Origin of the sequence: Cryobacterium sp. 10S3, assembly GCF_034344045.1 — a bacterium.
Lineage (GTDB): Bacteria > Actinomycetota > Actinomycetes > Actinomycetales > Microbacteriaceae > Cryobacterium > Cryobacterium glucosi.
Genome location: NZ_CP133773.1, coordinates 3,803,739 through 3,829,061, shown reverse-complemented (window position 1 = coordinate 3,829,061; position 25,323 = coordinate 3,803,739). Strand labels below are relative to the sequence as shown.

Here is a 25,323-nt window from a genome sequence, read left to right as displayed (position 1 = left end):
CTGGGGATAATTACACCGGTGTAATTGACCCCCAAAAGGGGGGTAACCGAGAGGTTAACGCCAGCGGGTCGTCATCAGGAAGCCGACGAAGGCGATCCCGAATCCAACGAGGATGTTCCAGGAGCCGAGGCCGGCGATCGGCAGGGTGCCCTGGCTCACGTAGAAGACGATGATCCATGCCAGTCCGATGAGCATGAAGCCGAACATGACTGGTTTGAACCAGACGGCGTTCGGGGCGTCCTCGCCAGAGCGAACGACCTCGGTGCGGGCGGGCTTGGTGCGGGGATTCGTTCGTGCCATGCCTGCGATTCTAGCGCCATTGCCCATCAGGCGACCTCTCCAGGGCCTGCCGGCCACCACTGCCGATTAGAATCGGAACCATGTCCGACGCCACCCCGCCCGCTGCGCCAGCGGAGAGTCGCCGCGAGCGGCGCGCTTCCCGGCGCCGCAGGCCGGTGAGTGTGATCGGTGTCATCGGTGAAGTGCTCATCACGGGTGGCGTTCTCGTTTTCCTCTTCATCGCCTGGCAACTGTGGTGGAACGACCTCGTCGTTGCGGGGGAACAGGCGAGTGCGGCCAACCAGATCAGCCAGCAGTGGATCGGCGACGCACAGGCGGCCAGCGCGACGCCAGCGCCGACCGCCACGAACACGCCGACGGCCGTTCCCGTCCAGACGCCGGGCTTCGGGACTCCCGTCGTCAGCGTCGCCCCGGGGGAGGCGCAGCCGTTCGCCGTGCTGTATGTGCCCCGCTATGGCGCCGCGTACTCGCGCACCATCGCTGAGGGCGTCGGCCACAACGTGCTCAACAGTCCACGCCTCGGCATCGGGCATTACCCCGGCACTCAGATGCCCGGCGAGGTCGGGAACTTCGTCGTGGCCGCTCACCGCAGCGCCAATGGCGGCGGCATGCACCTGATCAACGAGTTTCAGCTCGGCGATCCCATTTTCGTGCAGACGGCCGACGGCTACTACACGTACCGGTTCCGTGACCTGGAATACGTGCAACCGACCGACGTGGGCGTGCTCGCCGCAGTCCCGCATGCGCCGGGGGCCACCGCGACCGATCGCATCATCACCCTCACGAGTTGCAATCCGCTCTATTCGACGGCGGAACGCATCATCGCCTACGGCGTCTTCGATTCCTGGCAGCCGATCTCGGCCGGCCCGCCCGCGGAACTCGCCGCCATCATCGCAGCCCAGGCCGCGGGCTAGGAGGCTCATATGTACGCAGCACTGTGGCGGGTCCTCCCCGGCCCGCTCTGGCTCCGCATCCTCCAGGTGCTGGTGCTCATCGCTCTTGTCCTCTTCGTCCTCGCCACGTGGGTTTTCCCGTGGGTGGACACCATCGTCAATAGCCAGGAATCGACGGTCGGCACCCCATGACCCGCATACTCGTGATCGACAACTACGACAGCTTCGTCTACACGCTCAACGGCTACCTGATGGAGCTCGGAGCTGAGACCGAGGTCGTGCGAAACGACGCCTTTCCACCAGAGGACGCCGCAGCGCGCATCGCCGAATTCGACGGTGTGCTGCTCTCGCCGGGGCCGGGGAAGCCTGCGGACGCGGGCGTTTCCATCGCAGTCGTGCTGGCCGCGTTCGAGGCCGGCTCGCCGCTCTTCGGCGTGTGCCTGGGGCACCAGGCGATCGCGGAGGCCTTCGGGGCCACGGTGACGAACGCCGAGGAGCTCATGCACGGCAAGACGAGCCAGGTCACGCACGACGACAGCGCTTTCTACGCGGGCGTTCCGCAGCCCTTCACGGCGACCCGGTACCACTCGCTCGCCGTCGTCGATTCCACCGTTCCGAGCGACCTTGTCGTGACCTCGCGGACGGCTGGCGGGGTGATCATGGGGCTGCGGCACGCATCCGCTCCGATTCTCGGCGTGCAGTTCCACCCGGAATCGGTCCTGACCGAGGGCGGCTACCTCATGCTTGCCAACTGGCTGGCCCTCACCGGCCTGCCAGGGGCCCAGGAGACCGCGCGGGGACTCCACCCCATCCTCAAGCTCTCCTAGGGGTAGTCCGAGCGGCTGTGCTCCGACATGAGGGGCCGCGGTCGCTCCGTTGTGGTGTTCGGTTCAAGGCTTCAACGGTTCAATGCCGGGCGGTCGCGCCTGGTCAGTCGCGGTTGGGTGGTCCGGTGAGGACCTGGTGGGCGCGGTGCCTGTTCGGCGGCCGCCAGAGCCGTTGCGGATCGATCAACCCGGGGGCCCGCACCTGCGGTGAGCCCTTCACCATTCGGATCTCCCACCCGGAGGTATCGATGCTGTGGTGGTGGAACCAGCACAGTAGGACCCCGTTGTCGACGGTCGTGGGCCCGTCCTTCGCCCAGGGCTTCACGTGGTGCACTTCGGCCCAGTGCGCCGGGGCCTTGCACCCGGGGATGATGCAGCCGCCGTCCCGGGCGGTGATCGCCCGGCGCTGGGCCCGGTTGAAGTACCGTCGTTCCGGCCCGAGCTTGAGCACTTCGTTGTTCGCCCCGAAGAGGACCCCTTGGAAGCCGCCATCACAGATGCGCTGATGCACCGTCTTCAAAGACACGGGGGCCTCGACCCCGTCGATCCACCCCACCCCGACCCCCGAGGCGAGGTCCGCTGCATTCACGTGCACCATCACCGTCGGCGCCGACCCGCCCATGCTGGGCGTGTCCTCGTCGCGGGCGGCGTGTTCGAACAGGGCCCGGAGGATGTCGGCGCGTTTCTCCCCGCCGGTGCGGGTATCCGCGCGGCGCTCCCGCAGCTCTGCCTCGATCACGTCCAGCTCCGGGCCCGTGCCCGCGTCCGTGCCCGCGGTCTCGGCGCCGGGGATCATCTGCCCCGAGTCCATGAGGGCCTGTTCCTCGGCGGTGGGGAACGCCGGGCGGGCGTGGAAGCTGAGGAAGGCGTCGAAGAGGGTGTTCATCACCCCGTAGAGTTCCGGCGTGACTCCGCCCTTGACGGGGTAGAGCCCGTTCTTGAGTTGTCCGAAGCCGATGTTGGACTTCGCTTCGAACAGGTCCTCGGTTGGGAGGACCCCGTCGGGGTCCAGGGCCGCCTGCCACTGAGCGACCATGCCCCGGATCAAGTCCGTCGTCACCGCGACACCCGCCCCGGCCAGGTTCTCCGTCTCCGGGGTGATCAGCCCCGCCGCAGAGGCGACCAGGGCCCGCTCCGCCGTCAACAGGTCATCCGGCGCCACCCGGTGACTGATCACCTGCAACCCGGCCACGATCAACTCCGCCGTCTCCACCCCGATCTCCCCCGCTGCCAGGGCGGCCCCAACGGTCGGGAACAAGGGCGGTAACCAGCTGCTTCCGCCGCACGGCCGCGGTAACACCGCGTCGCCGAGCTTCGTGCGCCGCTTCACTTCCCGGGCCGAAACCCGCGTCACCCGGGTGAGGACATCCCACGGGCCCGTGCAGCCCATCCGCCAGGCCAGACCTTCGCGGCCGAGGACCCGGGCCCTCCGGTCCACATCCGTCGCCGTGCTCACCCGGGCCGCATCCACCGTCCGCCCGATCGCCTCCACGGTACTCAGCGCCGAGACAGCTTCTGTATCGCTGAGCAGCCCGACCGGGATCGCCGCCAGGGCATCGGCGAGAACCGCCTGCGCCTCCACGAGCCGGGCGACAGCATCCGCATGAACCGACGACACCGAGCCGACCAGACCCTCCGCGCCCTCGAAACCCTCGGCAACCGCAACCGGATGGGCCGACTCGGTGGATACGCGGCCCACCGTGATGGGCTGATCTCCCGCGGCCACTGAATCGTGGGCCTGCGGGGTGTGTGACTGGGGATCTGAAGCTCCTGCCATACCCCGATTCTACCCCGAATAGAACACGAATGCGAGACTTACTCACATAATTTTGTGCTTCTTATTTCGAGTTTCATACCTGAAGACGACGGGTGCGTGCTCGTGGTACCGAATTCAGGAGATCCGCACGGGCGGGCAACTCCGGTTCGCGGACTAGTGCGGCCGATCCCACCCGACACCAAGAATCTCCTGAATTCGACACACTCACCCTGCTCTGGGATCCTCCGCGCTCGGGCACGGCAGGCGGCACGGTGGCCAGCGCGCTGGCCTGTCGGGCACATGCGCTCGTGAGCTCTTTGCATCCCGAGCGGGAGGGAGGGTGGGGCAGAAAACGCGGCGTTAGCCTGCGCAGTAGGTGAGCGCCACCTGGGACTTCTGCTCCACGTCTCCGGGCGCCTGGGATTGCTTGGTGACCGGAGATCCCGGTTTCATGGCGCACGTGGCGTCTGGCGTCGGGATCGGCACAACCTGTACGGACGGGGCCAGCAGGAGCTCGCTAGCCGCCTGAAGGGACTGGCCGACGAGGTTCGGCAGGGTGACGAGGCCGCTGGAGATGAAGATATCGACGGTGTCGCCGGTCTGGGCGCTCCCCTGCAGCGCCGGGTCGGTGCGCAGCACAAGGTTGGGCGCGATCGTCGCAGAGTTCTCCTTGGTGATCGACCCTGGCAGGAGCCCGAGAGCGCTGATCGCGGCCTGGGCGTCGGCGATCGGCAGGTTCGTGACATCGGGCACCGTCACGGGCTGCGGACCCGTTGATACGTAGACCTTGATCACATCGGTCGGCTGGGCGATCGTTCCAGCGGGCGGGTCTGTGCGGGTGACCTTGTCCTTGGGGACCGTTGCGCTGGCCTCCTGGGCCATCGTGGCAGCGAGGTCGGACTCGATGAGGGTGTTCTGGGCGGTCTCGTAGCTCTGGCCGACCAACGAGGGCACCTTCCGGGAGTTATCCGGGAGGTCGCTGCTGGGGGTGAGGCTGAAGGCCCAGATCATCACGGAAAGCACGATCACGATCACGCTGAGGATGCCGGCCCAGATCCAGATGACCGGGGGCCGTCGCTGAGTGCGCACCATCGTGGCGTCCTCGGCGAGTTGCTTGAGCGCGAGCTCCGATCCGGAGGTCGCCGTGGGCGGTGCGCCGAAAAGGCTCGCGGTGGCTTCATCGACGGGGCGGTGCAGCGGGATCACGCCGGAGCCGGCGATCTCGACATCCGTTCGGAACTCGACGGCGCTCTGGTACCGGGCGAAACGGTCCTTTTCAAGGGCGCGCATCACGACGACGTCGAGTGCCGGGGAAACCTTGGGGTTGATCGAGCTCGGGGCGACCGGTGTCTCGCTGACGTGCTGGTAGGCGACGGCGACGGGTGTATCGCCGCGGAAGGGCGCGCGGCCGGTGAGCATCTCGAAGAGAACGACGCCGGTGGAGTACAGGTCCGTGCGTGCGTCGACGGATTCTCCCTTGGCCTGCTCCGGGGAGAAATAGGATGCCGTGCCGAGGATCGCCGTGGTCTGGGCGACCGTCGTCGAGGAATCCGAGATGGCCCTCGCGATGCCGAAGTCCATCACCTTCACCTGGCCGGTCTTGGTGATCATGATGTTGCCGGGCTTGATGTCGCGATGAACGACACCCGCGCGGTGCGAGTATTCGAGCGCCGTCAGGACGCCGTCGATGATGCGCACGGCCTCGGTGGCCTGGACAGGGCCTTCGCGGATGATGTCCTTGAGCAGGCGTCCGTCGACGAATTCCATCACGATGAACGGAATCTGCGATTCGAGGCCGCCGGGTTCTCCGACGGTCTCCTCGCCGGCGTCGAAGACACGCACGATCGTGGGGTGCGCCATCCGCGCCGCGGCCTGGGCCTCCTGGCGGAAGCGGGTGCGGAAGGCGGGATCGGCCGCGAGGGACGACTTCAGGAGTTTGATCGCAACCGTGCGGCCGAGCCGCGCGTCGGTGCCGATATGCACGTCGGACATGCCGCCGCGACCAATGAGTGCCCCCACTCGATAGCGACCTGCGAGCAGGCGGCCTTCATCACTCACAGACTCACTCCCACTCTTGTCGACCATTCGGCTCCAGGCATCGCCCCGGCTGAGGCAACCCTGGTTGCGCGGATCTTGGCTATTTTAGCTGACGTCCCTGCGTCAGTCTTACGGTGTCGCAGCGGTGATCGGCACCGCGGTGGAGGACGGCGACCAGGCTGAGGCGACCTGTCCGCAGTAGTACAGGTACTTGACGGTCATCGATCCGACCGGGCCGGCGACGACGGTCGCCGTGGTGACATCAGCGCCCGTCGGGTTCGCGGATTGCACGGTGCCGCCCGTCACCTCGAGCTTGTACCCGGCCAGGGTCTGGCCACTGGGGCACGATTGCGCGACCCAGGTGTAGGTCACCGTCTTGCCGCTGGCGACGGTGGTCGTGGTCGTCGTCGGAGCGGCGCTCGGGGCGTCGGGTACGACGGCCGGAGCGTAGACCGTGACCGTGATCTTCTCGCCCTTCTTGACCGGGCCGGTGGGGTTGACCGAGTAGACCGTGTCTGCAACCTGCGTTGCCGGGTCGACCGAGGCCTTGCCCGTGACGACGTCGGCGACGAAGCCCAGAGACTGGAGCATGGTGCGGGCTTCCCCGCTGGTCTTACCGATGAAATCGGACTCGGTTACTTCCGCCGTGGTGGGGGTCGGGGTCGGGGTCGGCGTCGGCGTGGGCGTCGGAGTGGCGCTCGGCGTCTTCGAGGGAGTGGGCGACGGGGTGCTCGACGTGCTCGACGTCGTGACGGGGGTGCTTCCGCTGTTCTGCTGGGAAACGAACGCGACAATGCCACCGATGAGAACAAGGGCCAGCAGTGCGATCAGGGCGATGAGAGGCCAGGTCCAGGGGCTGCGCTTCTTCTTCGCGGCCTCCTCGGCCGCTGCCGCTGACGCGCGCGTGACGGGCGGCAGCCCGGAGGGAAGCAGCGTGGTCGCCTGCGCGTTCGCGCCGGCACCGGGCATGAGCATGGTCGCCATGGTGGGGGTGACCCCGTTCATGACGGCAGGAACGGAAGCGGCCGCGAGGGCCACATCACCGCGGCGCAGGGCGGTCGCGGCCCTGGCGAGGTGGGCTGCGGATGCCGGGCGGTCCGCCGGGTTCTTCGCGAGGCAGGAGATGACGAGGTTGCGGACCGGCTCGGAGACGGTGTCGGGCAGGTCGGGGGCGATCTCGTTGATCTGCGCCATCGCGATGGCCACCTGGGACTCGCCCGTGAACGGGCGGCGTCCGGCGAGGCACTCATATGCAACGATGCCGAGCGAGTAGATGTCGGTCGTCGGCGACGCTGAGCGACCGCTGGCCTGTTCGGGCGAGAGGTACTGCACGGTGCCCATGACCTGACCGGTGGCGGTCAGTGGAACCTGGTCCGCGATGCGGGCGATGCCGAAGTCGGTGATCTTGACGCGGCCGTCGGGGGTGATCAGCAGGTTCCCGGGCTTGATGTCCCGGTGCACCAGTCCCGCGGCGTGCGCGGCGTGCAGGGCGGATGCCGTCTGCGCGACGATGTCGAGGACCTTGTCGGTCGGCAGGACGTGCTCGCGCTCGAGGATCGTCGACAGGGCTTCGCCGGGTACGAGTTCCATGACGAGGAACGCGCTTCCGTCTTCTTCGCCGTAGTCGAAGACATTGGCGATGCCTTCGTGGTTGACGAGAGCGGCGTGACGGGCCTCGGCGCGGAAGCGCTCGAGGAAGCCTGGGTCACCGAGGTACTCGTCTTTCAAGATCTTGATGGCGACGGTACGACCGATTACGAGGTCGACGGACTGCCAGACCTCGCCCATTCCGCCGATGGCGATCCGGGACTTCAGTTCGTAGCGTCCCCCGAAGGTGAGCCCTGCTGTGGGTCTCATTTGTTCAGCACCGCCTCTAGTACCTGCTTTGCAACGGGTGCGGCGAGCAAATTGCCGTACCCCTTCTGGCCAAGACCTCCGCCATCCTCGACGAGGACGGTGATCGCGTATTTTGGATCTTCTGCGGGAGCAAAACCGGTGAACCAGAGTGTGTATGGCTCGTCAGTTCCGTTCTCGGCCGTACCCGTTTTTCCCGCCACGTTGACCCCGTCTATTCTTGCATTGCTCGCCGCGCCATCCGCGACGTCGTTGACCATCATCTGGGTCATCGTGGCCGCGGTTGCGGCGCTGATCACCTGTTTCACCGTCTTCGGCGTAAAGCTTTCGAGAGGGCTGAGATTGGGGGCGATGATTTCCTCCACCAGGTTCGGCGCCATCTGGACTCCGCCGTTTGCGATCGTCGCCGACACCATCGCCATCTGCAGGGGCGTTGCGCGCACTTCGTACTGCCCGAATGCCGAAAGTGCGGTCTGCGCGTCGTCGAGGACCGTGGGGTACACGCTCGTCGCGACGTCGAGGGGAACCGAGTAGCTCGTGTTGAACCCGTACTTCTCGGCCATCTCCCGGATGGCCGTCGACCCGAGCTGCAGCCCGAGCTCTGCCATGGGGATGTTGCAGGACAGGCGCAGCGCGGTGGCGATCGTGACCGTGTCGCCGCTGCCGCAGGTGCCGCCACCGGAATTGATCACGATCGACGAGCTGCCCGGCAGCGTGAAGGTCGCCAGGTTCGGGAAGGCGCTGTCGGGGGTGAACTTGCCCGATTCGATGGCAGCGGATGCGACGACGAGCTTGAAGACGGAGCCGGGAGGGTTGAGGGCATCGATGGACCGGTTGATGAGGGGGTTGCCCGGGTCGTTCACGAGGCTCTGGTACGTGCCGGTGACGGCCTCGCTGTCGTGCACGGCGAGCAGGTTCGGGTCGTAGCTCGGCTTGGACACCATGGCCAGGATCCGGCCGGTCTTCGGCTCGGTGACGATGACGGCACCGGTGAGGTTCCCGAGGGCATCCCAGGCGGCCTGCTGGGCGACCGGGTCGATCGTGACCTCGACCGATGCGCCCTTGGAGACCTGGCCGGTGACGAGGGAGTTCATCTGGTCGAAGAACTGGGAGTCCGAGGTGCCGCTGAGCTCGCCGTTGAGCGCGTGCTCGAGCCCGGTGGCCGCACCATTGACGGGCAGGAACCCCGTGACAGGGGCGTAGAGCGCGGCCTTGCTGTACGTGCGCAGGTACTTGTAGTTGTCATCGGTCGGGACAGACTGTGCGATCGGGGTCCCCGCAACCAGGATGGCGCCGCGCTCGACCATGTAGCTGTCGTAGAGCGTGCGGGTATTGCGTGAGTCTGCGGACAGGCTTTCGGCCTGGAAGACCTGGATGATCGTCGTCGAGCTCAGCAGGGCGACGAACATCAGCATGACGACAATGCTGACGCGCTTGAGTTCGCGATTCATCAGACCACCAGCCTGGGTTGGTTGCGGATGGTGTCGGACAGGCGCAGCAGGAGCGCGACGATGATCCAGTTGGCGACGAGCGATGACCCGCCGGCCGCGAGGAAGGGTGTCGTGAGCCCCGTGAGCGGAATGACCCTGGTGACACCGCCGATCACGATGAAGCACTGGAGGACGACGACGAAGGAGAGCCCGACACCGAGGAGCTTGCCGAAGTCGTCGTGCCCGGCGAAGCCGATGCGGATGCCGCGGGCCACGAAGAGCAGGTACAGGGCCAGGATCGCGAACAGCCCGGCGAGGCCGAGTTCTTCGCCGAGGCTCGCGATGATGTAGTCGCTCTGCGGAACCGGGGTGATTTCGGGGCGTCCCTGGCCGAGGCCGGTGCCGAGAAGGCCGCCCTTGGCGAGCCCGAACAAGCCCTGGACGAGCTGGTAGCTCCCGCCGTCTGCGTTGTAGACGTCGGGGTTGAGCGCATCGAGCCAGTTCTGGAACCGGCCGTGCACGTAATCGAGGGTCTGGCTGGCGATGATCGCGCCGCCGATGAAGAGGGTCATGCCGAGCAGGACCCAGCTGAGCCGGCCGGTCGCGATGTAGAGCATGACGAGGAACAGCCCGAAGTAGAGCAGCGCTGTTCCGAGATCGCGCTGAAAGATGATGACCGACATCGAGAGGGCCCAGAGAACCAGGATCGGACCGAGGTCGCGCAGCCGCGGGAACTTCATCCAGAGCACCCGGCGGCCGACCATCGACAGGCTGTCCCGGTTGCGGACCAGATAGCCGGCGAAGAAGATCGCGAGGGCGATCTTTGCGATCTCACCGGGCTGGAAGGTTGCGAAGGAGCCGATTCCGATCCAGACCCTGGCACCGCTGACCTCGCGGCCGAGGCCGGGGACGAGCGGGAGGAGGAGCAGGACGACCGCGACGAACCCGGACACGTAGGTGTAGCGGAAGAGCACCCGGTGGTTGCGGATGACGAGCATCACCGTGATGGCGCAGGCGATCGCCAGGCCGCTCCACACGGTCTGGCGCACGGCGGCACTGTCCCAGCCGGCGTCTCCATTGGCGATGTCGATGCGGTAGATCATCGCAATTCCGATGCCGTTCAGGAGCGTGGCGATCGGCAGGATGAACGGGTCGGCGTCCCGCGCCACGAAGCGCAGGACGATGTGCAGGCAGAGCACGAGGCCGGACAACCCTGCGCCCAGCACGACGAGGGTCGTATCGATGTGCCCGAGCGCCCCGAGCTGGACGAGCACGACGGCCGAGGCGTTGATCCCGCACGCGACGATGAGCAGGAACAGTTCGACGTTCCGCATCTTCTGCGGCAGGTGCAGTCGCCGCGTGCTGCCGGGCTTGGACTTCGGAGCGCGCGTGGGGGCATCCGTTGCCCGTGCGTTACTCATTCTTCGCCTTCGTCAGGCGCTCGACCACGAGGCGGGCCTCATCGAGCGACGCTGCGCTGATGGTCTGCTCGACCTGCTGCCGGTCGTAGACGCGCAGGTCGGTGACCTGGAGCGGGGTCTCCTCGTAGACGGAGTGGAGGGAGATGGGCCCGAGGTCCTGTTGCACGCCGCGGAAGATCGCGACCGTGCTGCCCTCGACGCCGACGTAGTACCGCGTCTGGGTCCACTGGTAGCCGAGGATTCCGCCGCCGACGAGGGCGACGATGAGCAGGATGACGCCGGCGAGCCAGGTGGCCTTGCGGCGGCGGGCGCGGCGGGCATCCTCCTCGATGAGTTCGGTGAGGTAGTCCTGGGAATCGGGTTCGAAGTGGGTCTCGCGAACGGGGTGCAGGCGCAGGCTCGACATCCGCAGGGCACGGCTGCGTCCGGGTTCCTCGCCGAAGGCCAGCGGTGCGGATGCCGACCCGACGACGATGGGGGTGTCGATGCGTTGGTCCGGCGCGCCGATGTCGACGACGACGATCGTGACGTTGTCAGGGGCTCCGCCGTCGAGGCTCTCCTTGACGAGTCGGTCGGCGACGCCCTGCGGGTCGAGCTCGCTCGAGAGTGCGGCCGCGATGCTGGTGTTGGAGACGACGCCGCTCAGTCCGTCAGAGCAGATCAGCCAGCGGTCGCCGGCGAAGGTCGCGAGGATCGAGGTGTCGATCTCGGGGGCGGCCTCGACGTCCCCGAGCACGCGCATCAGGACCGAGCGGCGCGGGTGCACCATCGCCTCCTGCTCGGTGATGCGGCCGCTGTCAACGAGGCGCTGCACGAAGGTGTGGTCGATCGTGATCTGGGAGAGCTCGCCCTGGCGCAGGAGGTAGATGCGTGAGTCGCCGATGTGGGCGATCGCGACCTCGTCGTTGAGCACGATCAGGGCGCTGACGGTCGTGCCCATTCCGGTCAGCTCGGTGTGCTCGTAGACCGTCTCGGCGAGGAGGGAGTTCGCCGCGATGAGGGCGGCCTGGAGTGCGAATTCGGCGTCCTGCGGGCTCTGGTAGTCCCGGTCGGCCTCGATGATGCGCTTGGTCGCGATCGCGGAGGCGACGTCGCCTCCCGCGTGCCCGCCCATGCCGTCTGCGACGAGGAACAGGTGCTGGCCGGAGTAGCCGGAGTCCTGGTTGTTGGACCGGATCTTTCCAACGTGGGACGCGGCCGCGCTGTGACTGACTGTCGCCATGGACCTACCGCCGAAGCTCGAAGCTGGTCGCGCCGATCTTGACGGTGGTGTTCAAGGGGACAGGTGTCGGAACCGCGAGGCGTACGCCCGCGAGGAAGGTGCCGTTTGTCGAATCGAGATCCTGGATCATCCACTTGTCATTCCACAGCATCAGCCGGGCATGGTGGGTCGACGTGTAGTCGTCGCGAATGACGAGGCTTGAATCGGCGGAGCGACCGATCGTGACCGAATCCACGGTCAACGGGAATTCGGTGCCGGCCTTCGGGCCGGAGGTGATCACGAGCCTGGTCGCGTTCTGGGCGGTGGCCTTGTCGCCGGGGCCGAGGTCGTCCTTCGCGGCCTGCGCCGAGAACTGTTCCGTCGGTGCCGCAGCGGATGCCGCCGGCGGCTGGACGAAGGCGGGAGCGGCCTGCATCACCGGTGCCGCGACCGGTACGGCCGACGGGAATGCTGCGGCGAGTCCTGCGGACGCCACCGCGGGGGCGCCGTCCTTGGGCTGCTTGCGGACCCTCTGGCCGAAAAGGTCGCTGCGGAGGGCATAGACGATGCCGAAGATGAAGAGCCAGAGCACGAGAAGGAACCCGAGCCGCAGGACGAGCAGGGTCAGCTCGCTGACATTCATGCGGAGGGCCCCCAGAATCCGCCCATGTCGTGGCGCTCGTGCGGTGCGGCCGGCAGATCGGAGCGCTGGTCGGCAGCGGGAGCATCCGCGTGGGCCTGGGCGAGCACCCGGAAGACGATGCGGGTGCGGCCGATGGTGATGACCGAATCCGGTTCGAGGATCGCCTGCTTGACGGCGACACCGTTGAGCTGGGATCCATTCGTGGAGCCGAGGTCGCGCACCTGCGCACGGGCGCCGTCCCAGGTGATCTCGACGTGGCGGCGGGAGGTGCCGGTGTCGTCGATGGTGATGTCGGCATCCGTGCCGCGACCGATGACCGTGGTCGACTTGCGGAGCGGGTACCGCTTGCCGCCGACATCGACGACGGGCGTCCAGGTGACGCTGCCCTTGACGGTGGACGAGTCGATCTGGACCATGCCCTCGCTGAGGCCGCGGTCGTCGGAGAGGCTGATCGAGATGCCGCCGGCGAACTGGTAGCGCTGCTCGTTGCCGTGCTGCTGGACCAGGTCGGTGAGCTCGTCGATGAGTGCGGGTCCGAGGTTGGTCATGCGCTGGAAGTCGGTGTGGCTCATGCGGACGGTGAAGCGATTGGGCGCGAGGATGCGGTCGCGGGACACCACAGCTGCCTTGGTGTCCAGTTCGCGACGCAGCGCGGAGGTGATCTCCACCGGCTGTAGTCCCGACTTGAAGGTCTTGGCGAATGCGCCGTTTACGGCGCGCTCAAGGCCCTTTTCAAAGTTATCCAGAATGCCCACAGGTCTCCCGATCCGATCCTTTCGGCTATCAGCATGTTACTTGCCTCGCGTGTTAACTCGCCCGCCGGGCACATGGAACCGGAATTGTCATCCTACGGGAGGCGGCTATGGGCACGGAGGTGGGTCCGTTTCTGTCCGGCCAGGAGGCAGTCTCGCATGACTCGCGTCCGAGAGGGTCACGAGACGGCAAACGGGGCGGATGCTGCGCGCCCCTTCCCGCCTCGCCCGGCGGCTGGACGAATGGCATTCGCACCCCGATTAGTGCTAGCCTCTCTAAGTTCGCGCGAGTGGCGGAATTGGCAGACGCGCTGGCTTCAGGTGCCAGTGTTCGAAAGGACGTGGGGGTTCAAGTCCCCCCTCGCGCACAGTGGGTTGATTGCCAAATAGATTGAATCTATTTGCGAAACCCGGTCGGACAAGAAAGGCCCCCGAGAAATCGGGGGCCTTTCGTCGTTCCCGGCGCTTACGTTGCCTCTCGGTGAGGCCGACTCTGCTGGGACGCCTCTTCCGGCCACGAAAAAGCGCCCCAGCCGACTCGAAGAGGTGTTTTCGAGCGTGCGGGAGCGCCGTGCAGTGCGCGTGAGAGTGTCGGTGAAGCGGCGCCGGGCCTAGGTCTTGGCTGGCGACGTCTGGAAGTCGTCCCAAGCGGCGACGCGCTTGTTCTTGCGGTTCTTGCGCCTCTTCCGGAGTAAGAGTTTCCGTGCCTTGCGGTCGGAGCGTTCGTCGTCGGTCTCTGGCCGAAGCATGTCGTCGCGGAATTTCTGGAGTTTCCGGAGGTTGCCGGCGACGACGAGGATGCTCACGAGCAGGTATTGGGCGGTGGACCCGCGGACGCGTCGGCGGCTGGAGTCGCCGATGGCTTCGTGGGAGCTGTCTTTGAGGAACCCGTTGGCTCCTTCGATGGTGTTGCGGTCGTGGGAGTAGATTTCCTGCCACTCGTTGCTGCCGTACTGGTAGTGCTGGGCGAGCTTCGCGCCTGCGTCGAGTGGGACGCTCACCGAGGAGGCGTTTGTGCAGATTGTGTCGGGCTTGACGGGTGGGTTGTAGATGGTCGTCAGGGCGTCGTCGACCTTGGAACAGCCGTTCTCTACGAGTGGGCAGCTGACGGTGGCTCCGGGTCCGCGGGCGGGACACATCATCGGGACGCGCCCCTTGGCGTCGGGCTTCTCCTTGGGACGCAGCATGTATTGGCGGCGTTCAACGATGCGTTTTCGCCAAGTGTCGGCGTCGATGTCCTTCGCTCGGTAGAGGACGGTCGCGTTGACGAGGCCTTCGGGCATCGACGGGCAGTACAGTGCGCCTTCGACCTGGATGGCGCCGGCATAGCCGTCCTTGAGGCCCAGTTGGATGTCGAGGTAGTCGGTGACGACGGTGTAGCCGAGCATGCGGAGTGGGATCTGGAATTCTTTGGGTACAGCGGCGACATGGTACCCGCGGTCGCCGGTGGCGCGCCCGGCGGGGTGTCCGCGCTCGGCCACGCTTTCGAAGATGTGGCGTGCGGTGTGGATGAGTGCGGTGCCGGGGATGTTGAAGCCGATGCCCGCGACCAGGAGCGGATACCCGGGGAGGGTCTTGGGGTCGTGGTTGGTCTGGACGGCGATGGTCAGGTCCCAGCCGAACACGGACTTCACCGATTTGGTCGAGTCGTTGGTCTCCTTGTGGCTGCTGGTGCGGCGGTACCAGCCGGCGTCGGACTCGATGGCCACGTGGGTCTTGGACCGCGGCGCGCCGCGCTTCCCGTAGGCGGGGACGACAGTCGCGTCCACGCAGAGGTCGCCCTGCCACTGGTTGCGGGCCGCGTCGGGCACGAGCTGGAGGGTCGCTTCAATCAAGGCGTTGCACACCCAGTCCAGGCGCGCCTGCTTGACCTCGCTGTTCGCCTCGACACGGCGACGCAGCGTTTCTTCGTATTGTTCGGGAGTAGAGAACTTCCACTGCTTGCCGGGCTTCGGGTCGATAGCGTCCAGCGCTCGGTGCAGGGCACGCCAGAGCGGGAAGTACCAGCCCTCGCCGGTCTCCCTCTTGCCCCACAAGTCGAGGTGTCGTAGTGACTTCCCGCTCAACCGGTCGGAAGCGATGGTCGCCATCTCCTTGACGAACAGGGCGCTGTGCTCGGTGCTGAGAAGCAGGAACAGGATGAGCACCGTGCGGGTGCTGGCGACACTTCGCCGTCCGCCGGGCGCGGTCTTCACCCGGTCCTCCACCCTCCAGGCGTCAATCTGCTCGGCGACTTTGGAGTCGTCGACGAGCTTGCCGATGAACTCGACCTGGCTGTGAGAGATGCGGCTGGAGTTGCCGGTGAACCCGTGCTTGGGCAGGGTCCGTCGAAGCTGCTCCATGACTGTTGTAGACGCCGGCTGCGCGTCTGTCGTCGTCATGGTCGCGGCTCCCCGCGGAAGAGGACCTTCAGGTCGGAGGCCTCGGGTATCCTCACGAACGGCGCGAGCCGTTCGAACGTGCTGAACGTCTTGACGCCGAGCGCCTGGGCCAGGGCGACGATGGGCGTCCTGGCCTCGAGGTGACCCACAATCCACGTGGACCGCAGACGCTCCACGGTCGGGAACTCGCGGCCCTTCGCCGTTGAGTTCAAGAACTTCTTCACGTACGCGACGGCGTCGTTGGGGCGCTCGTCCTTCACGAAGAGGTAGTCCGAAACGAGCGGCCCGCGCAGTAGCCGCGTGACGTCGTCTTCCCAGTCAACCAGGCAGACGACCGTCCGCGGGCTTGCACCCGTCACGGTGACGATGACGCCGTCCGCGGTGGAGTCCACGTCCTCGACCTTGAGGTGCATGATCTCGGCTGTCGTCAAGGCGCAGCCCGCGGCGAGGGCGAGCAGCACCATCCAGTTATGACGGCGGAGCGCGGTCGACCGTGTGGCGGCCTGGCTCCGGAACCGAACCATCGCTGCCGGGGAATACGGGGCGAAGGGGTTCGGCCGTGGCTTCTTGCCGGCACCTCGGCGGACGGGGTCGAAGGAGTGGAGTTCGCCGGCGATGCGGAGGAGGCGGAGGCGTTCTGCCCGGGCGACGACGGGACTGAGGCCTGCCATCTGGCGTGCGGTGAACGTCTCGATGTGTCGTCCGCTGAAGACGATGTTGCGCTCGAGCGGGAGGCAGGCCGTCTCCGTCGTCCAGACGGCGAGCCGGGACACAACGGTCAGGGCTTTGCTGGCTTCGGCGCAATTTGTCGGCGCGAAGTCTGCAACGGCGGACCGGGTGAAGTCCGCGACGTCGTCCCAGAGTCGGTTGGGAATCATCGGAGTGAAGTTCTGTATGGTTTGGGCGACATTCGCGTCCAATTGCAGATTACTATATGCGTTATGACTATCGTCGACAAGGGTCAAGGCCTCGGGTGTCATCGGGCACCCCGCGTTCCGTGCTCTACGCTCGTCCTATGTCCAGGCCCGCCCGACCCATTCCGCACGACCTCACGGACAACTGGCCCGAAATGTCCTCGGTAGATCCCGTCGGGGAGGTCGCCCGGCAGTTCGCTCTGAACGTGAAGGCCGCCATCGGAGACCGAAGCATCCGCGGGGCGGCCCGCGACGTGGGCGTGGACCCCTCGACGATGATGTCCGTGCTCAACGGCCGCTCCTGGCCCGACCTCGCCACAATAGCCAAGCTTGAAATGGGCTTCGGCGTCGACCTCTGGCCCGGCCGGCTCGACAAGTAGCGGGCGAGTCGCCGATGGGGACCACGGGTTTGAAGAAAGGCGACGGGCGGCTATCGATTGGGGCTGTGAATAGAGTTCCATTGCCCGTATCTATGCGCGCGTACGAGCGGAGGTGTGGATCTCTAAGGAAGCGGCTGGTCAGATACTATTTATTCGCGACTAGAGAGATCTTCTGGCCTGAGCCAGCCGAGAGACCCCGCCATGCGGGCAGGTCCGGCACGTCGCACGACCACCCGGCCTCTGTCGTGGCTGAGCACCGCGCATATCCTGGGCATGACATATCCCACCTGTGGCCGATGCTGCTTCCTCAGCAAACGTAAGCAACGGCGTGTATCCCGAGCGCCCGACGCAAGCAGCCGGAGAGTCCCCGAATTTGAAAATGGAACCCCGCGCTATGCTTCGACCATGTCGACACGCTTCATTTCTCCAACTGCAATTGAGAATTTGGCTGCGCGCATGCGGGACGAGGCCGGACTCCTCGGCGAATCTTCGTCGAGAGTCGATATCCGGCGAATGGCAGTGTTCTTCGGCTGTGAGGTACAGGACGTTGAGTTTTCTCCGGATACTGTATCGGCACGCGTGAAGCGTCACGATGATTCTGCCCGCTTCCAGTACCTGATTCAGATCAATGCTTCGGACGCCAAACCCAGGCGCCGTTTTTCGATTGCACATGAGCTCGCCCATGTCGCACTGCACGATGACCAACGCGGTGGAACTTTCGATTTCGTTGAGGATCGAAAGCCGCTTGCTGACTATAGGGATCCCAACGACCTGTATAAGGAAGTCCAGGCCAACATGCTGGCTGCGGCCCTCTTGATGCCTCGCAAAGACGTTGAGCGTGTTTGGGAAGACGTGGACGACATCGACGACCTTGCGAACGCGTTCGCTGTGTCGCGCGATTCGGCCTACTTCCGACTGAACAACCTCGGTCTTCTCGTAAATGGATGAGGTGGCGGAAGCCGAGCTACCTTCTTCTCGGCTTGCCTCTCTGGTTGAGGGCACGATTGCAGAATCGGCCGATGAGAAGTCAAGGCCTGTTTCTATCCTTGGTGCCGTTCCAGTTGTTCGTGTATCGCACGAAAAGGAAGAACGGAAGATAGCTGGTGTGCCTGAAGGATTGAGCTACTTTCTCATAGTTCATCCAATGACCACGTTCTTCGGGGTTCTCGCTGAGAAGGAATTCGGGCATCTCAAGGCCCCTAGCTTTCACTCGAAGAGGGAGAAGTCCAAGGGCCTCTACTGGACATGTGTTGTGTTCGACTTTGTGTGGATGACGACAGCGATATTGCTCATCTTCACGGTCCTGAGCCGCATTGTCTGGAAAAGCTTCTTCTCCTGAGCGCATTTGGGCTGTGGCCAATCGACGGGGCGTTTTCAGTGCTCAGCGAGCCAGCTCAGGGCCCCGAAAGGGGCCTCCCGTTGGACGACGTTACACAGGTTCGGGAGTATGCCCGATAGCCGTGACACGAGCAATTGCCCAGCGCCAGCTCGCAGACATCGTCGACAGAACGAGGCCTCGCTTAGAAATCGTCCTCATCTGCGAGACGAACAGTGAACCAATCGAGGTCCTTGGGGAACAAGAGCAGTCGGCCAGAAGTTCTTGCCTGGCGCATAGGGCCGTAGTAAAGGAACGCCGCTCCTTGTAGGTCTTCGGCGTCGTCGATGCCCTTACTCTCCATCAGTTCGGCGAGGAATTTGGACTCCAGCTTCAGCGAAGGAGCACCTCGCCAACCCAGGTTGAACCAAGCACCCGTTTCGTCTTCGTGTACATACCGGATTGTGCCCCAATAGAGACGGCGCTGCCCATTGTGTTGCACATCAGCGTCAATTGCTGCGATGCAGAGTTCCGCGATACTCATTCGCCTATCGTCCGGGAGCACAATGATCGCGGGGTTGACGGCGAAGTCCGGCTCTCGAACTAGCCGACGCAAGAGGGTTGACAGGCCGAGGTTGCTGCGAGCGATACGGGAACCTCCAGGGCCCGCATACTGACGCGCTTTCCCTTCATGCGGCTGGCCGCCTGGCGTGTGCGTCACATGTGGGACTGCTCGATTCAGCGCTGGCTGAAGAAGTAACTCGTCGCCGCGGTTGTATGCCGGCTCATCCGTGGGAAGGTGACCGCTTCCTCGGTCATCCGTTAGCGCAGCTGCCAATTCGCAGTCATCGCCGTGGGGCCTGGCGCCGAAACACGCCGCACGACCGTTTCGCGCACGCCGGATGAAGTAAGCCGCCTTAGAACAGGATGTGCAAGAGAGGGAGTCCCGAAAGCTCGCCCTTTCGCCCGAGGAAAGGTCGGCGTAGTCGGATGCTAAAACGACTGAGCCGGTGGCTCCGCAGAAGGCTTCATACATGGCGTAACGATACCGCGCACGTGCGCCACGAACTCCGCAACCCCCACAGCCACCTCGACGGGGAGTAGTTGACCGTCGATTCGGTGGGTGGACAGGTCGGCTGAGTCGAACCAGAACTCATCGAACGGCAGCGCGGCAGAGAACATCATCCGCGTCCGCAGACCGTTGGCCCTGTCATAACATTCGTCGATGACAGGGAACAGCGTTATTTCCCAGATTCGTGACTGCGCGCCGCAACGGCGCAATCGAACTTCACACAGGTCTTCAGAATTGCTCATGACCTTCCTATGCGCAGTCGTTCTAAGCCTGGCCAGGCCGCCCTCAGCACTGCTGACTCTGCATTAGTCTGAGTCTTCCGCCTTGTCGCCGAGGGTGTAGGAGACGCTGATGGTGATGCCGAGTGTGTTCATGGTGCGAAATAGCCGGGTGACGTAGAGGTTGGGCTTCCCGTTCTCGAGCCCTTGGAGGTAGTTGCGGGAGAATGCGAGCTTGTAGGCCAAGTCCTCCTGGCGTATGCCCCGGGATGCGCGGACCGCCTTGATGACCGCACCGAGGTCCCGAAATCGCTTGACGGTCACCGTGTACATGCTGCTGTCTCTCCCCGTGTCGGTTTCGCCGGCTACTCAGCCCAATGCAAGCTTATTCGTGCACACCTGCATGCCCGGATATGCGTGCACTGTAGCTTCACGCGTCCCGCAGCCTCGCCCGAACCTCACCCGCATCACGCTCGCGCACGAACCTCACGTACCGGGTGAGCGCCTCCAGGGACTCGATGCCGGCGGCGCGCATCAGCGGGACGACCGGTGTGGCCGCTTCCAGGTGCCGGACTATCCAGGTTGCGCGCAGTCGCTGCGACTGGGGTTTGACTCCGACGACCTGGCTGCGGTCGATGAAATTGGCGATGAGGTTCGGGTAATACGCGCCGTGGTTCTCGCGGAAGGCGAACCGCTCTGGTGCGAGGGCGCGGGTCCGGTCGACCAAGACCTGCTCCCAGTCGCGCAGAACGGGCACAGTACGTGGGCGCTCACCGTTGATTTCCAGGAGCACGCCGCCCTGGTCAACCACGATGTCGCGCACGCGGAGCTGGCCGATTTCGGATGCGGCCAGTCCCGCGCCGACACCGGTGGCCAGCAGCACCCAGGCGTTCGCGCGCCGTGCCGGAGTCGACTGCGTGGAGGCCCAACTGCGAAGCGAGATCAGCTCCGCGCTCGAGTACGGGGCTGCCGGCTCTGACGGCTCGAGCGCGGCGAGTCGCCGGGGTACCTCGCGCGGGTCGAGTAGTACCTCGGACATCCGCAGGAGCTGGCTTCTAAGGTTGCCCCGCGAGGCGGGCTTCAACGTGGGACAGCCAACTGCGATGAACCGGGCGACCACGTCCCGTCGGAAGACCACAGCGCGCTCCAACGGGAGCCCTGCCGTCTGCCAGGTCCATGCGGCGAGGCGTGACGCCGCGATCTTCAACTCGGCCACCGTGTATGGGGTGCCGTCGGCCGAATCTGCGACGGCATTGAGAACGAATTGCTTCACTTCGATCCAGACTGCCAAGTCCAGATTCGGTTCGTAGTCGGAACTTGTCACCGCAACCCCAAAGGCTTGAATTGCGGATTAGTATATGCATTAAACGTATCTGAGTCCAGAGTGTGTCGGCGAAGCGAACTGGTCGACAGGGAGGGTCGGCGAACATGGAGCACGAACCGCAGGAGGTCACGTCCCTAGCTGGTGACGAGGGCGGCGTCTGGCGCGTTGTCACGCAGGGCAGCTCACACATCCTCGACCTGGACGCCAAGACGGTCACGCGCATTCCGGGTTCAGGCCGGCCGGCCACCTTCAACGACGTGACGCGGCCGCTCCGCACCCTCGAGGCGTGCAGTGTCGGGGAGCCCGGACGGTGGACGATGATCTCCGACGACGAGATGACTGACTTCTACTGGCATGTCACCAGCCAGATCCGCCGGATTGAGCGCGTCGAGCAGTCAGGTGCCGGCCATGAGGATTGAGACGGTCTGGCGCGAAATAGAGGCGACCTGGGGGCTGCTCAACCCTGAGGAAGTGTTGGAGGCCCTGAATCTGCCGAAGACCGATGTCGACGTGGTCTCTCGGATGAGAGCGGATGGACAGCTCCTCGCCATCGAGCGAGGACGTGCGTACGCGTATCCAGGCTTCCAATTCGAATCGGGACATGTCGCACCGGTCATTCCCGCCCTGGTCGAGCTCGCGCACGAGGTGGCCTTGTCGCAGAACGAGCTCGTCGTCTGGCTGTGCTTCCCCTCCGGCTACTTCGGCGGCGACCGGCCGGTGGAGCACCTGGATGAGCCGGACGAGCTCGTCGAGAAGGCGCGGGACGAGGCGACGGTGGAGTGGTGAGAGAAGACTAATTCGGTAGTTGGCCGGGTTGTGGTGGAGAGGCGGCTTGCGCGCGGTCAGGCCAGGCTGATTTCAGGGTGGTGCCACCCCTGTAGGTCCCTCTGTGCCGTCCCTTCGACGGGAGGCCTGTGCTGGGCTAAGGGACAGTGAAGTCATCACGGGCGCGTTGATCGCCGGAGCGGCGCTAGGGCTTAGCCGGCTGCCCGATTGTGTTCAACTTCACCGTGCTGTTCGGGCTGGATGGGATGAACAGACGCGAGAGTTCGCAGCTGCTCAACTTTGGGTGCCGATAAGTATCGGAAGCTCTGGGGCGGCTGTATGGCGAGGGTTGATCGGATCTCCTCAAGCGACACTGGTGTCGGGTAGGTCGCCTGGCTTTCAATCTCAATAGCGAATCCATGGGACAGACCTGCAAGGTAGCTGCTGAATTCATCGAAGTTCAAGTGAAGGTCGCGATGGTAGTCCCGCCAGAGAAGCCAAGGCTCCGCGCGCAGTACCTCCTTCACAACAAACGAACCGGTCACAGCACGCTGAGGTGTGCTCGCGTACATGTGCACAATCGTGCCCGGCGCCCAAAGAGGAACTCGACGACGCAGCTCCACCTTTTTGACGCCGCTTAAGATGGCCGCCGCGAAAACGGGCTTAATTGCCAAAAGTACTTCAGCCATGGACCTCGCCTGCATCATCTCTTTGAGCGTCCAAAATATCGTGAAAGAAGCCAACTGGCACCGACCGGGTCGATTGAAAGTTTCCCACAACCCCGTGCCTTTCCTTGACGGGCTTAAGCTGCCGGCGCGGAAGGGGACGAGGTAACAGATGCGTGTCCTCAAAGCGAATTACCCGCACCGTGCTGCGTTTTCCAGCCGCCACTTGCAACTGCTTGAGTTTGTAAACACCCATATGGGAGAAGCGCTGATTCGCCTCAGCAGTGGGCAGGTCCAAGCATTCGATGATGCGAGAGTGCGCGAAAATCAATCGCTCAGCGACTGTCGCGTCGGCGCTGATATACCAGAGCGCCCTAACCGGTAGGGCTGAGACGAGTTTCGTGTTCGAGCTTGCGAAATATACGTGCTCCCGGCGCAACCCCAAAGACGGACTGCGATCCACGAGGTTCGCCGGATACCCGAAGAGTTCCATGGCGGCCTGGGGCCGAATGGGGAGCACAACGCACGGCGTTACGTCCTCCCGGATTAACAATGGCCATAGACGCCTCTCGACCTCAGCTACGGCGTCTGCCGTGCTGACGTTGACCTGCTCGCCGAGATCAGCACCGAGTTCGGCAGTATTGAAATAAGCGTCAATGGTTCGGGCTGAATAGACGTTCGACACCTCTTGGAACCCGTCATGGACGAGTGCCTCTTTGGTGACGCTCTGAAGGACTGGGTCATCAATTGCGATTTGTCCAACACTTTGCTGCAGAGCAAGGCTTCGCAGGCGTCGGGCAAGTTGGAACGCGACGGTTGAAGCGATGTGCCCTCGGGAAACACGGAACAGTGGTACCTGCAGGCATCCGTCAACCACTTGGATTACCAGGATGCCGTATAACTTGCCGACGCCGTCCGTGAGAATTTGGGCGGAAAGCCCTTCAGCACCGGCGAGAGCTGCGCGCAACCTGGAGCGGAAGTCTTGGCCGCGTTCATGTCCGGTGAAGTTCAGGAAGGCGTCCTCAAGGGCTGCGTCGGATCGCGTCGTCGCGTTTTGGAACTCGAAGTCGACGGATTGAAGGAGCCTCGGTTCGTAGAGTGGACGTTCACCGGATTTGTCGAGTCGTATTACGAGTTCATGAGGCCGGACGATGGCCAGTCCAAAGTCTCTCTCGAGCCACTCTTGCGTAAGAGAAATGAGATTGCCGTCGTTCGTTACGAAGAAGTCGGCGTTGGCCCTGACGGCGTCCGCGAGATGAATGAAGTCGTCGCTGAGGCTTGCGTCTCTTGAGAACTCAGCAGTGGTGATGCGCGATGCGAGCTCGCCGGAAAGAATTTTGGATGCTGTCTGGTCGCTGCGGAGGCGGATGAGGTGCGCTGATCCACTCATCTGCTGCTTTCGTTCCAACGGGTCACTGAGCTTGTTGAGTTCTACGTCGAGGTGCGGTGACACCGCGAACGCTGCTGCTGCCTGGAGCCAGTCGCCGACGAGTGCGCGTGATTCAACTCGGTTTGGGCGCTTGACTGTCGGGGACGAATGAAGGTCGATAACTACGTTCGAGTCCAAGACGATGAGAGGGTTGCCTGACTCCGATATCAGTCCGTCGAACAGGTCCAGTTCACCGAGAGGTCGCCACCAAACTGTGAGGGTGGATCCATCGAGAGCTCGGCCAGGCTTATCCGACCTCGGCGACATGCCAAGGGACGTCCAGAACGCATCCATGTCATAGTCCCTGCGGCAATTGGCAAGGATTCCTGTCCGGCGAGGGTTCGATTCGATGACGTGCTCGACCATTCGGGCCGCAAGCCCGTCGCCGCGGCTGCCAGCAGTCACGCTGACGTGAACGAGTTTGATGTGGGACTTTGGGAGGTCATACAGGACATAGCCAACGACGATCCCATCCCGCGACGCCACGAGGAGACCATTGTGCGCGGCTCGGTCGGTGAAGGCGGCATTCGGTAGAAAACCGAGCGTTGCACTATTCTCCTTGGCCACCTCGAGAGTGCCAGACAGTAGACCTTCGGCGTCAGCCAATCCTGGCTGCCAATAAATGAAACGATCCCCCATGGCGATTGCCCTCCCCGGTCTCTGCAGGGTCAGCCTAGTCACGCTCGACGGACACCGATGACGACTCGGCCGTGTGCTGCTAACGATTCAGGGATGTCTCCATCTCCAGTGCGCCTTTGACCTCCGCGTACCTCGAAAAACCAGTGGTTACGGCAGCGATGACCGAGCCAAACGTAACTAGCGGCAGCAGAAAGCGCAGCGGGTCGAGGGAGTCTTTGCCATCAAGGTGGATCCCGACCATGGACGAAAAGACGCTCGCGGCGAATAGGAGGAGCCAGCCCCAGAGGACGCCACGAGCGACCTCCGTCGCCTTGGCATATTCGGCGGTTGCTGCTCCGCGAATTTGAAACGCCCAAACCGTGAGCACAACTGAAACGACCAATGCTGGGACAAAGACCATCACTGTCAGCGGGGATGAGCTCGCATCCGTGTGAAGTCCGGTCTCGAACAGGAGGAGGCCGTTGAATCCCACAGGCAGCAGAAATACTTCAGGGTGCTTGTTGCCCCCGGGATATAGATTCCCAAGACCCGAGCCGAGCGCGCAAACTGCCAGACCCAAGATAAGGAACCCGAGGGGTACCCAGTCATTCGTCCACTGACGGAACACGAGAAGGACGCCAAAACCAGTCGCCAGTGCCAGAGATGCCGCGACGAGAATCCACCCAAGCTTGGGGTTGGGGTGAGACACCGCCTTACGAATGAAGGTCAAGGGTTTCAGCTGGAGGCCGCCGCCTATGAACAGGCCTGCTGTGGTTGCGCCTGCCGCTCGAAGAAATGGGTCAATTCCTGGCAAGAACATGGAGCCGGAGAGGAGGAGCCCAGAGCTGATGAAAGCCAGCCCGACGACCTGAGGCCAATTGGTACGTTCGGGCCCGGCGAGCCGACCCCACGTAACCCGCGTTAGACGGTCCTGCCGTCAGGCGCTGACACGGACGAGGTGACCTCGGTTTCTTGCTGTCGGCCTCGAGGTGATGTCCAGGTAATCCGTGCGCCAAAGGTGACTCTCGTCACGACTGGGTACTCCCCGGGGACTTGCTGTCTCTGGGCCGCGGAATCCCAAGTTGAAGCCAAACGGGGAACGGGGAGAGCTAAGACGTCACCTCTGAG

Annotated in this window: 26 protein-coding genes and 1 tRNA gene; 9 read left to right on the top strand and 18 right to left on the bottom strand. The window is 64.3% G+C overall.

The window, feature by feature from the left end; genetic code table 11:
• Positions 1-54 precede the first annotated feature (54 nt).
• Positions 55-300 carry a cell division protein CrgA gene (locus RHM57_RS17705; RefSeq protein WP_134448576.1) on the bottom strand — a complete coding sequence of 82 codons (246 nt, stop codon included), beginning with the start codon at positions 298-300 and terminating at the stop codon, positions 55-57.
• 80 nt (positions 301-380) lie between these two features.
• On the opposite strand from RHM57_RS17705, the gene RHM57_RS17700 reads away from it, so the two are divergent.
• From RHM57_RS17700 to RHM57_RS17690, 3 genes are read left to right on the top strand one after another with little or no spacing between them, the layout of a single operon-like run.
• Complete coding sequence (locus RHM57_RS17700; protein WP_241985065.1) at positions 381-1,214, top strand: class E sortase; 834 nt, start codon at positions 381-383, stop codon at positions 1,212-1,214.
• A gap of 9 nt (positions 1,215-1,223) precedes the next feature.
• Positions 1,224-1,385 carry a hypothetical protein gene (locus RHM57_RS17695; protein ID WP_166787341.1) on the top strand — a complete coding sequence of 54 codons (162 nt, stop codon included), beginning with the start codon at positions 1,224-1,226 and terminating at the stop codon, positions 1,383-1,385.
• Positions 1,382-2,020, top strand: a complete 639-nt coding sequence (locus RHM57_RS17690) for an anthranilate synthase component II (RefSeq protein WP_322136868.1) — start codon at positions 1,382-1,384, stop codon at positions 2,018-2,020. Before RHM57_RS17695 ends, RHM57_RS17690 begins: the two co-directional genes overlap by 4 nt.
• A gap of 103 nt (positions 2,021-2,123) precedes the next feature.
• Here the strand turns inward: RHM57_RS17690 and RHM57_RS17685 are convergent, their stop codons facing one another.
• The 8 genes from RHM57_RS17685 to RHM57_RS17650 all read right to left on the bottom strand — a co-directional run bounded on the left by RHM57_RS17685 (position 2,124) and on the right by RHM57_RS17650 (position 13,117).
• Positions 2,124-3,797 carry an HNH endonuclease signature motif containing protein gene (locus RHM57_RS17685; RefSeq protein ID WP_322189019.1) on the bottom strand — a complete coding sequence of 558 codons (1,674 nt, stop codon included), beginning with the start codon at positions 3,795-3,797 and terminating at the stop codon, positions 2,124-2,126.
• Positions 3,798-4,136: 339 nt separating this feature from the next.
• Positions 4,137-5,768, bottom strand: coding sequence for a Stk1 family PASTA domain-containing Ser/Thr kinase (gene pknB, locus RHM57_RS17680; protein WP_416173120.1), 1,632 nt, complete (start codon positions 5,766-5,768; stop codon positions 4,137-4,139).
• Between the two features lie 174 nt (positions 5,769-5,942).
• A complete protein-coding gene (locus RHM57_RS17675) occupies positions 5,943-7,670 on the bottom strand; it encodes a serine/threonine protein kinase (RefSeq protein WP_134448584.1) in 1,728 nt (575 codons plus the stop codon).
• Positions 7,667-9,118 carry a peptidoglycan D,D-transpeptidase FtsI family protein gene (locus RHM57_RS17670; protein WP_134560834.1) on the bottom strand — a complete coding sequence of 484 codons (1,452 nt, stop codon included), beginning with the start codon at positions 9,116-9,118 and terminating at the stop codon, positions 7,667-7,669. The genes RHM57_RS17675 and RHM57_RS17670 overlap by 4 nt, the downstream gene beginning before the upstream one ends.
• The gene (locus tag RHM57_RS17665; RefSeq protein WP_322189015.1) at positions 9,118-10,518 is read right to left on the bottom strand and encodes an FtsW/RodA/SpoVE family cell cycle protein; all 1,401 of its coding nucleotides are present in this window, start codon (positions 10,516-10,518) and stop codon (positions 9,118-9,120) included. Before RHM57_RS17665 ends, RHM57_RS17670 begins: the two co-directional genes overlap by 1 nt.
• Complete coding sequence (locus RHM57_RS17660) at positions 10,511-11,740, bottom strand: PP2C family protein-serine/threonine phosphatase (protein WP_134448590.1); 1,230 nt, start codon at positions 11,738-11,740, stop codon at positions 10,511-10,513. Before RHM57_RS17660 ends, RHM57_RS17665 begins: the two co-directional genes overlap by 8 nt.
• A 4-nt stretch (positions 11,741-11,744) precedes the next feature.
• On the bottom strand, positions 11,745-12,362 hold the full coding sequence (locus tag RHM57_RS17655; protein ID WP_134448592.1) for an FHA domain-containing protein: 618 nt from the start codon (positions 12,360-12,362) through the stop codon (positions 11,745-11,747).
• Positions 12,359-13,117 carry an FhaA domain-containing protein gene (locus RHM57_RS17650; RefSeq protein ID WP_134560835.1) on the bottom strand — a complete coding sequence of 253 codons (759 nt, stop codon included), beginning with the start codon at positions 13,115-13,117 and terminating at the stop codon, positions 12,359-12,361. Before RHM57_RS17650 ends, RHM57_RS17655 begins: the two co-directional genes overlap by 4 nt.
• Positions 13,118-13,398: 281 nt before the next feature.
• On the opposite strand from RHM57_RS17650, the gene RHM57_RS17645 reads away from it, so the two are divergent.
• Positions 13,399-13,482 (top strand) — tRNA-Leu (locus tag RHM57_RS17645).
• Positions 13,483-13,725: 243 nt separating this feature from the next.
• Here the strand turns inward: RHM57_RS17645 and RHM57_RS17640 are convergent.
• Together RHM57_RS17640 and RHM57_RS17635 are read right to left on the bottom strand one after the other, a co-directional pair.
• Positions 13,726-15,495, bottom strand: a complete 1,770-nt coding sequence (locus tag RHM57_RS17640) for a hypothetical protein (RefSeq protein WP_322189012.1) — start codon at positions 15,493-15,495, stop codon at positions 13,726-13,728.
• On the bottom strand, positions 15,492-16,373 hold the full coding sequence (locus RHM57_RS17635; protein WP_322189010.1) for a hypothetical protein: 882 nt from the start codon (positions 16,371-16,373) through the stop codon (positions 15,492-15,494). The genes RHM57_RS17640 and RHM57_RS17635 overlap by 4 nt, the downstream gene beginning before the upstream one ends.
• A gap of 137 nt (positions 16,374-16,510) precedes the next feature.
• On the opposite strand from RHM57_RS17635, the gene RHM57_RS17630 reads away from it, so the two are divergent.
• From RHM57_RS17630 to RHM57_RS17620, 3 genes are all read left to right on the top strand, one after another.
• Entirely contained in the window at positions 16,511-16,789 is a 279-nt protein-coding gene (locus RHM57_RS17630) for a helix-turn-helix transcriptional regulator (protein WP_322189008.1), read from the top strand.
• 405 nt (positions 16,790-17,194) lie between these two features.
• A complete protein-coding gene (locus RHM57_RS17625; RefSeq protein ID WP_322189006.1) occupies positions 17,195-17,737 on the top strand; it encodes an ImmA/IrrE family metallo-endopeptidase in 543 nt (180 codons plus the stop codon).
• On the top strand, positions 17,730-18,128 hold the full coding sequence (locus tag RHM57_RS17620) for a hypothetical protein (RefSeq protein WP_322189004.1): 399 nt from the start codon (positions 17,730-17,732) through the stop codon (positions 18,126-18,128). Before RHM57_RS17625 ends, RHM57_RS17620 begins: the two co-directional genes overlap by 8 nt.
• A gap of 181 nt (positions 18,129-18,309) precedes the next feature.
• Here the strand turns inward: RHM57_RS17620 and RHM57_RS17615 are convergent, their stop codons facing one another.
• From RHM57_RS17615 to RHM57_RS17600, 4 genes are all read right to left on the bottom strand, one after another.
• On the bottom strand, positions 18,310-18,648 hold the full coding sequence (locus tag RHM57_RS17615) for a hypothetical protein (RefSeq protein ID WP_322189002.1): 339 nt from the start codon (positions 18,646-18,648) through the stop codon (positions 18,310-18,312).
• 449 nt (positions 18,649-19,097) lie between these two features.
• Positions 19,098-19,418: a hypothetical protein gene (locus RHM57_RS17610; RefSeq protein WP_322189000.1), complete on the bottom strand. Its 321-nt coding sequence runs from the start codon at positions 19,416-19,418 to the stop codon at positions 19,098-19,100.
• 63 nt (positions 19,419-19,481) lie between these two features.
• Entirely contained in the window at positions 19,482-19,727 is a 246-nt protein-coding gene (locus RHM57_RS17605) for a helix-turn-helix domain-containing protein (protein WP_322188998.1), read from the bottom strand.
• A 97-nt stretch (positions 19,728-19,824) separates the two neighbouring features.
• Positions 19,825-20,667, bottom strand: coding sequence for a hypothetical protein (locus RHM57_RS17600; protein ID WP_322188996.1), 843 nt, complete (start codon positions 20,665-20,667; stop codon positions 19,825-19,827).
• Positions 20,668-20,822: 155 nt separating this feature from the next.
• Here RHM57_RS17600 and RHM57_RS17595 point away from each other — a divergent pair, with 155 nt between their 5' ends.
• Both RHM57_RS17595 and RHM57_RS17590 read left to right on the top strand, forming a co-directional pair.
• Positions 20,823-21,137: a hypothetical protein gene (locus tag RHM57_RS17595; RefSeq protein WP_322188994.1), complete on the top strand. Its 315-nt coding sequence runs from the start codon at positions 20,823-20,825 to the stop codon at positions 21,135-21,137.
• Entirely contained in the window at positions 21,127-21,504 is a 378-nt protein-coding gene (locus RHM57_RS17590; protein ID WP_322188992.1) for a hypothetical protein, read from the top strand. The genes RHM57_RS17595 and RHM57_RS17590 overlap by 11 nt, the downstream gene beginning before the upstream one ends.
• A 191-nt stretch (positions 21,505-21,695) precedes the next feature.
• Here the strand turns inward: RHM57_RS17590 and RHM57_RS17585 are convergent, their stop codons facing one another.
• From RHM57_RS17585 to RHM57_RS17575, 3 genes are all read right to left on the bottom strand, one after another.
• The gene (locus RHM57_RS17585; RefSeq protein WP_322188990.1) at positions 21,696-22,172 is read right to left on the bottom strand and encodes a hypothetical protein; all 477 of its coding nucleotides are present in this window, start codon (positions 22,170-22,172) and stop codon (positions 21,696-21,698) included.
• Positions 22,165-24,144, bottom strand: coding sequence for a GNAT family N-acetyltransferase (locus RHM57_RS17580; RefSeq protein WP_322188988.1), 1,980 nt, complete (start codon positions 24,142-24,144; stop codon positions 22,165-22,167). The genes RHM57_RS17585 and RHM57_RS17580 overlap by 8 nt, the downstream gene beginning before the upstream one ends.
• A 151-nt stretch (positions 24,145-24,295) precedes the next feature.
• A complete protein-coding gene (locus tag RHM57_RS17575) occupies positions 24,296-25,015 on the bottom strand; it encodes a hypothetical protein (protein ID WP_322188986.1) in 720 nt (239 codons plus the stop codon).
• Between the last annotated feature and the right edge of the window lie 308 nt (positions 25,016-25,323).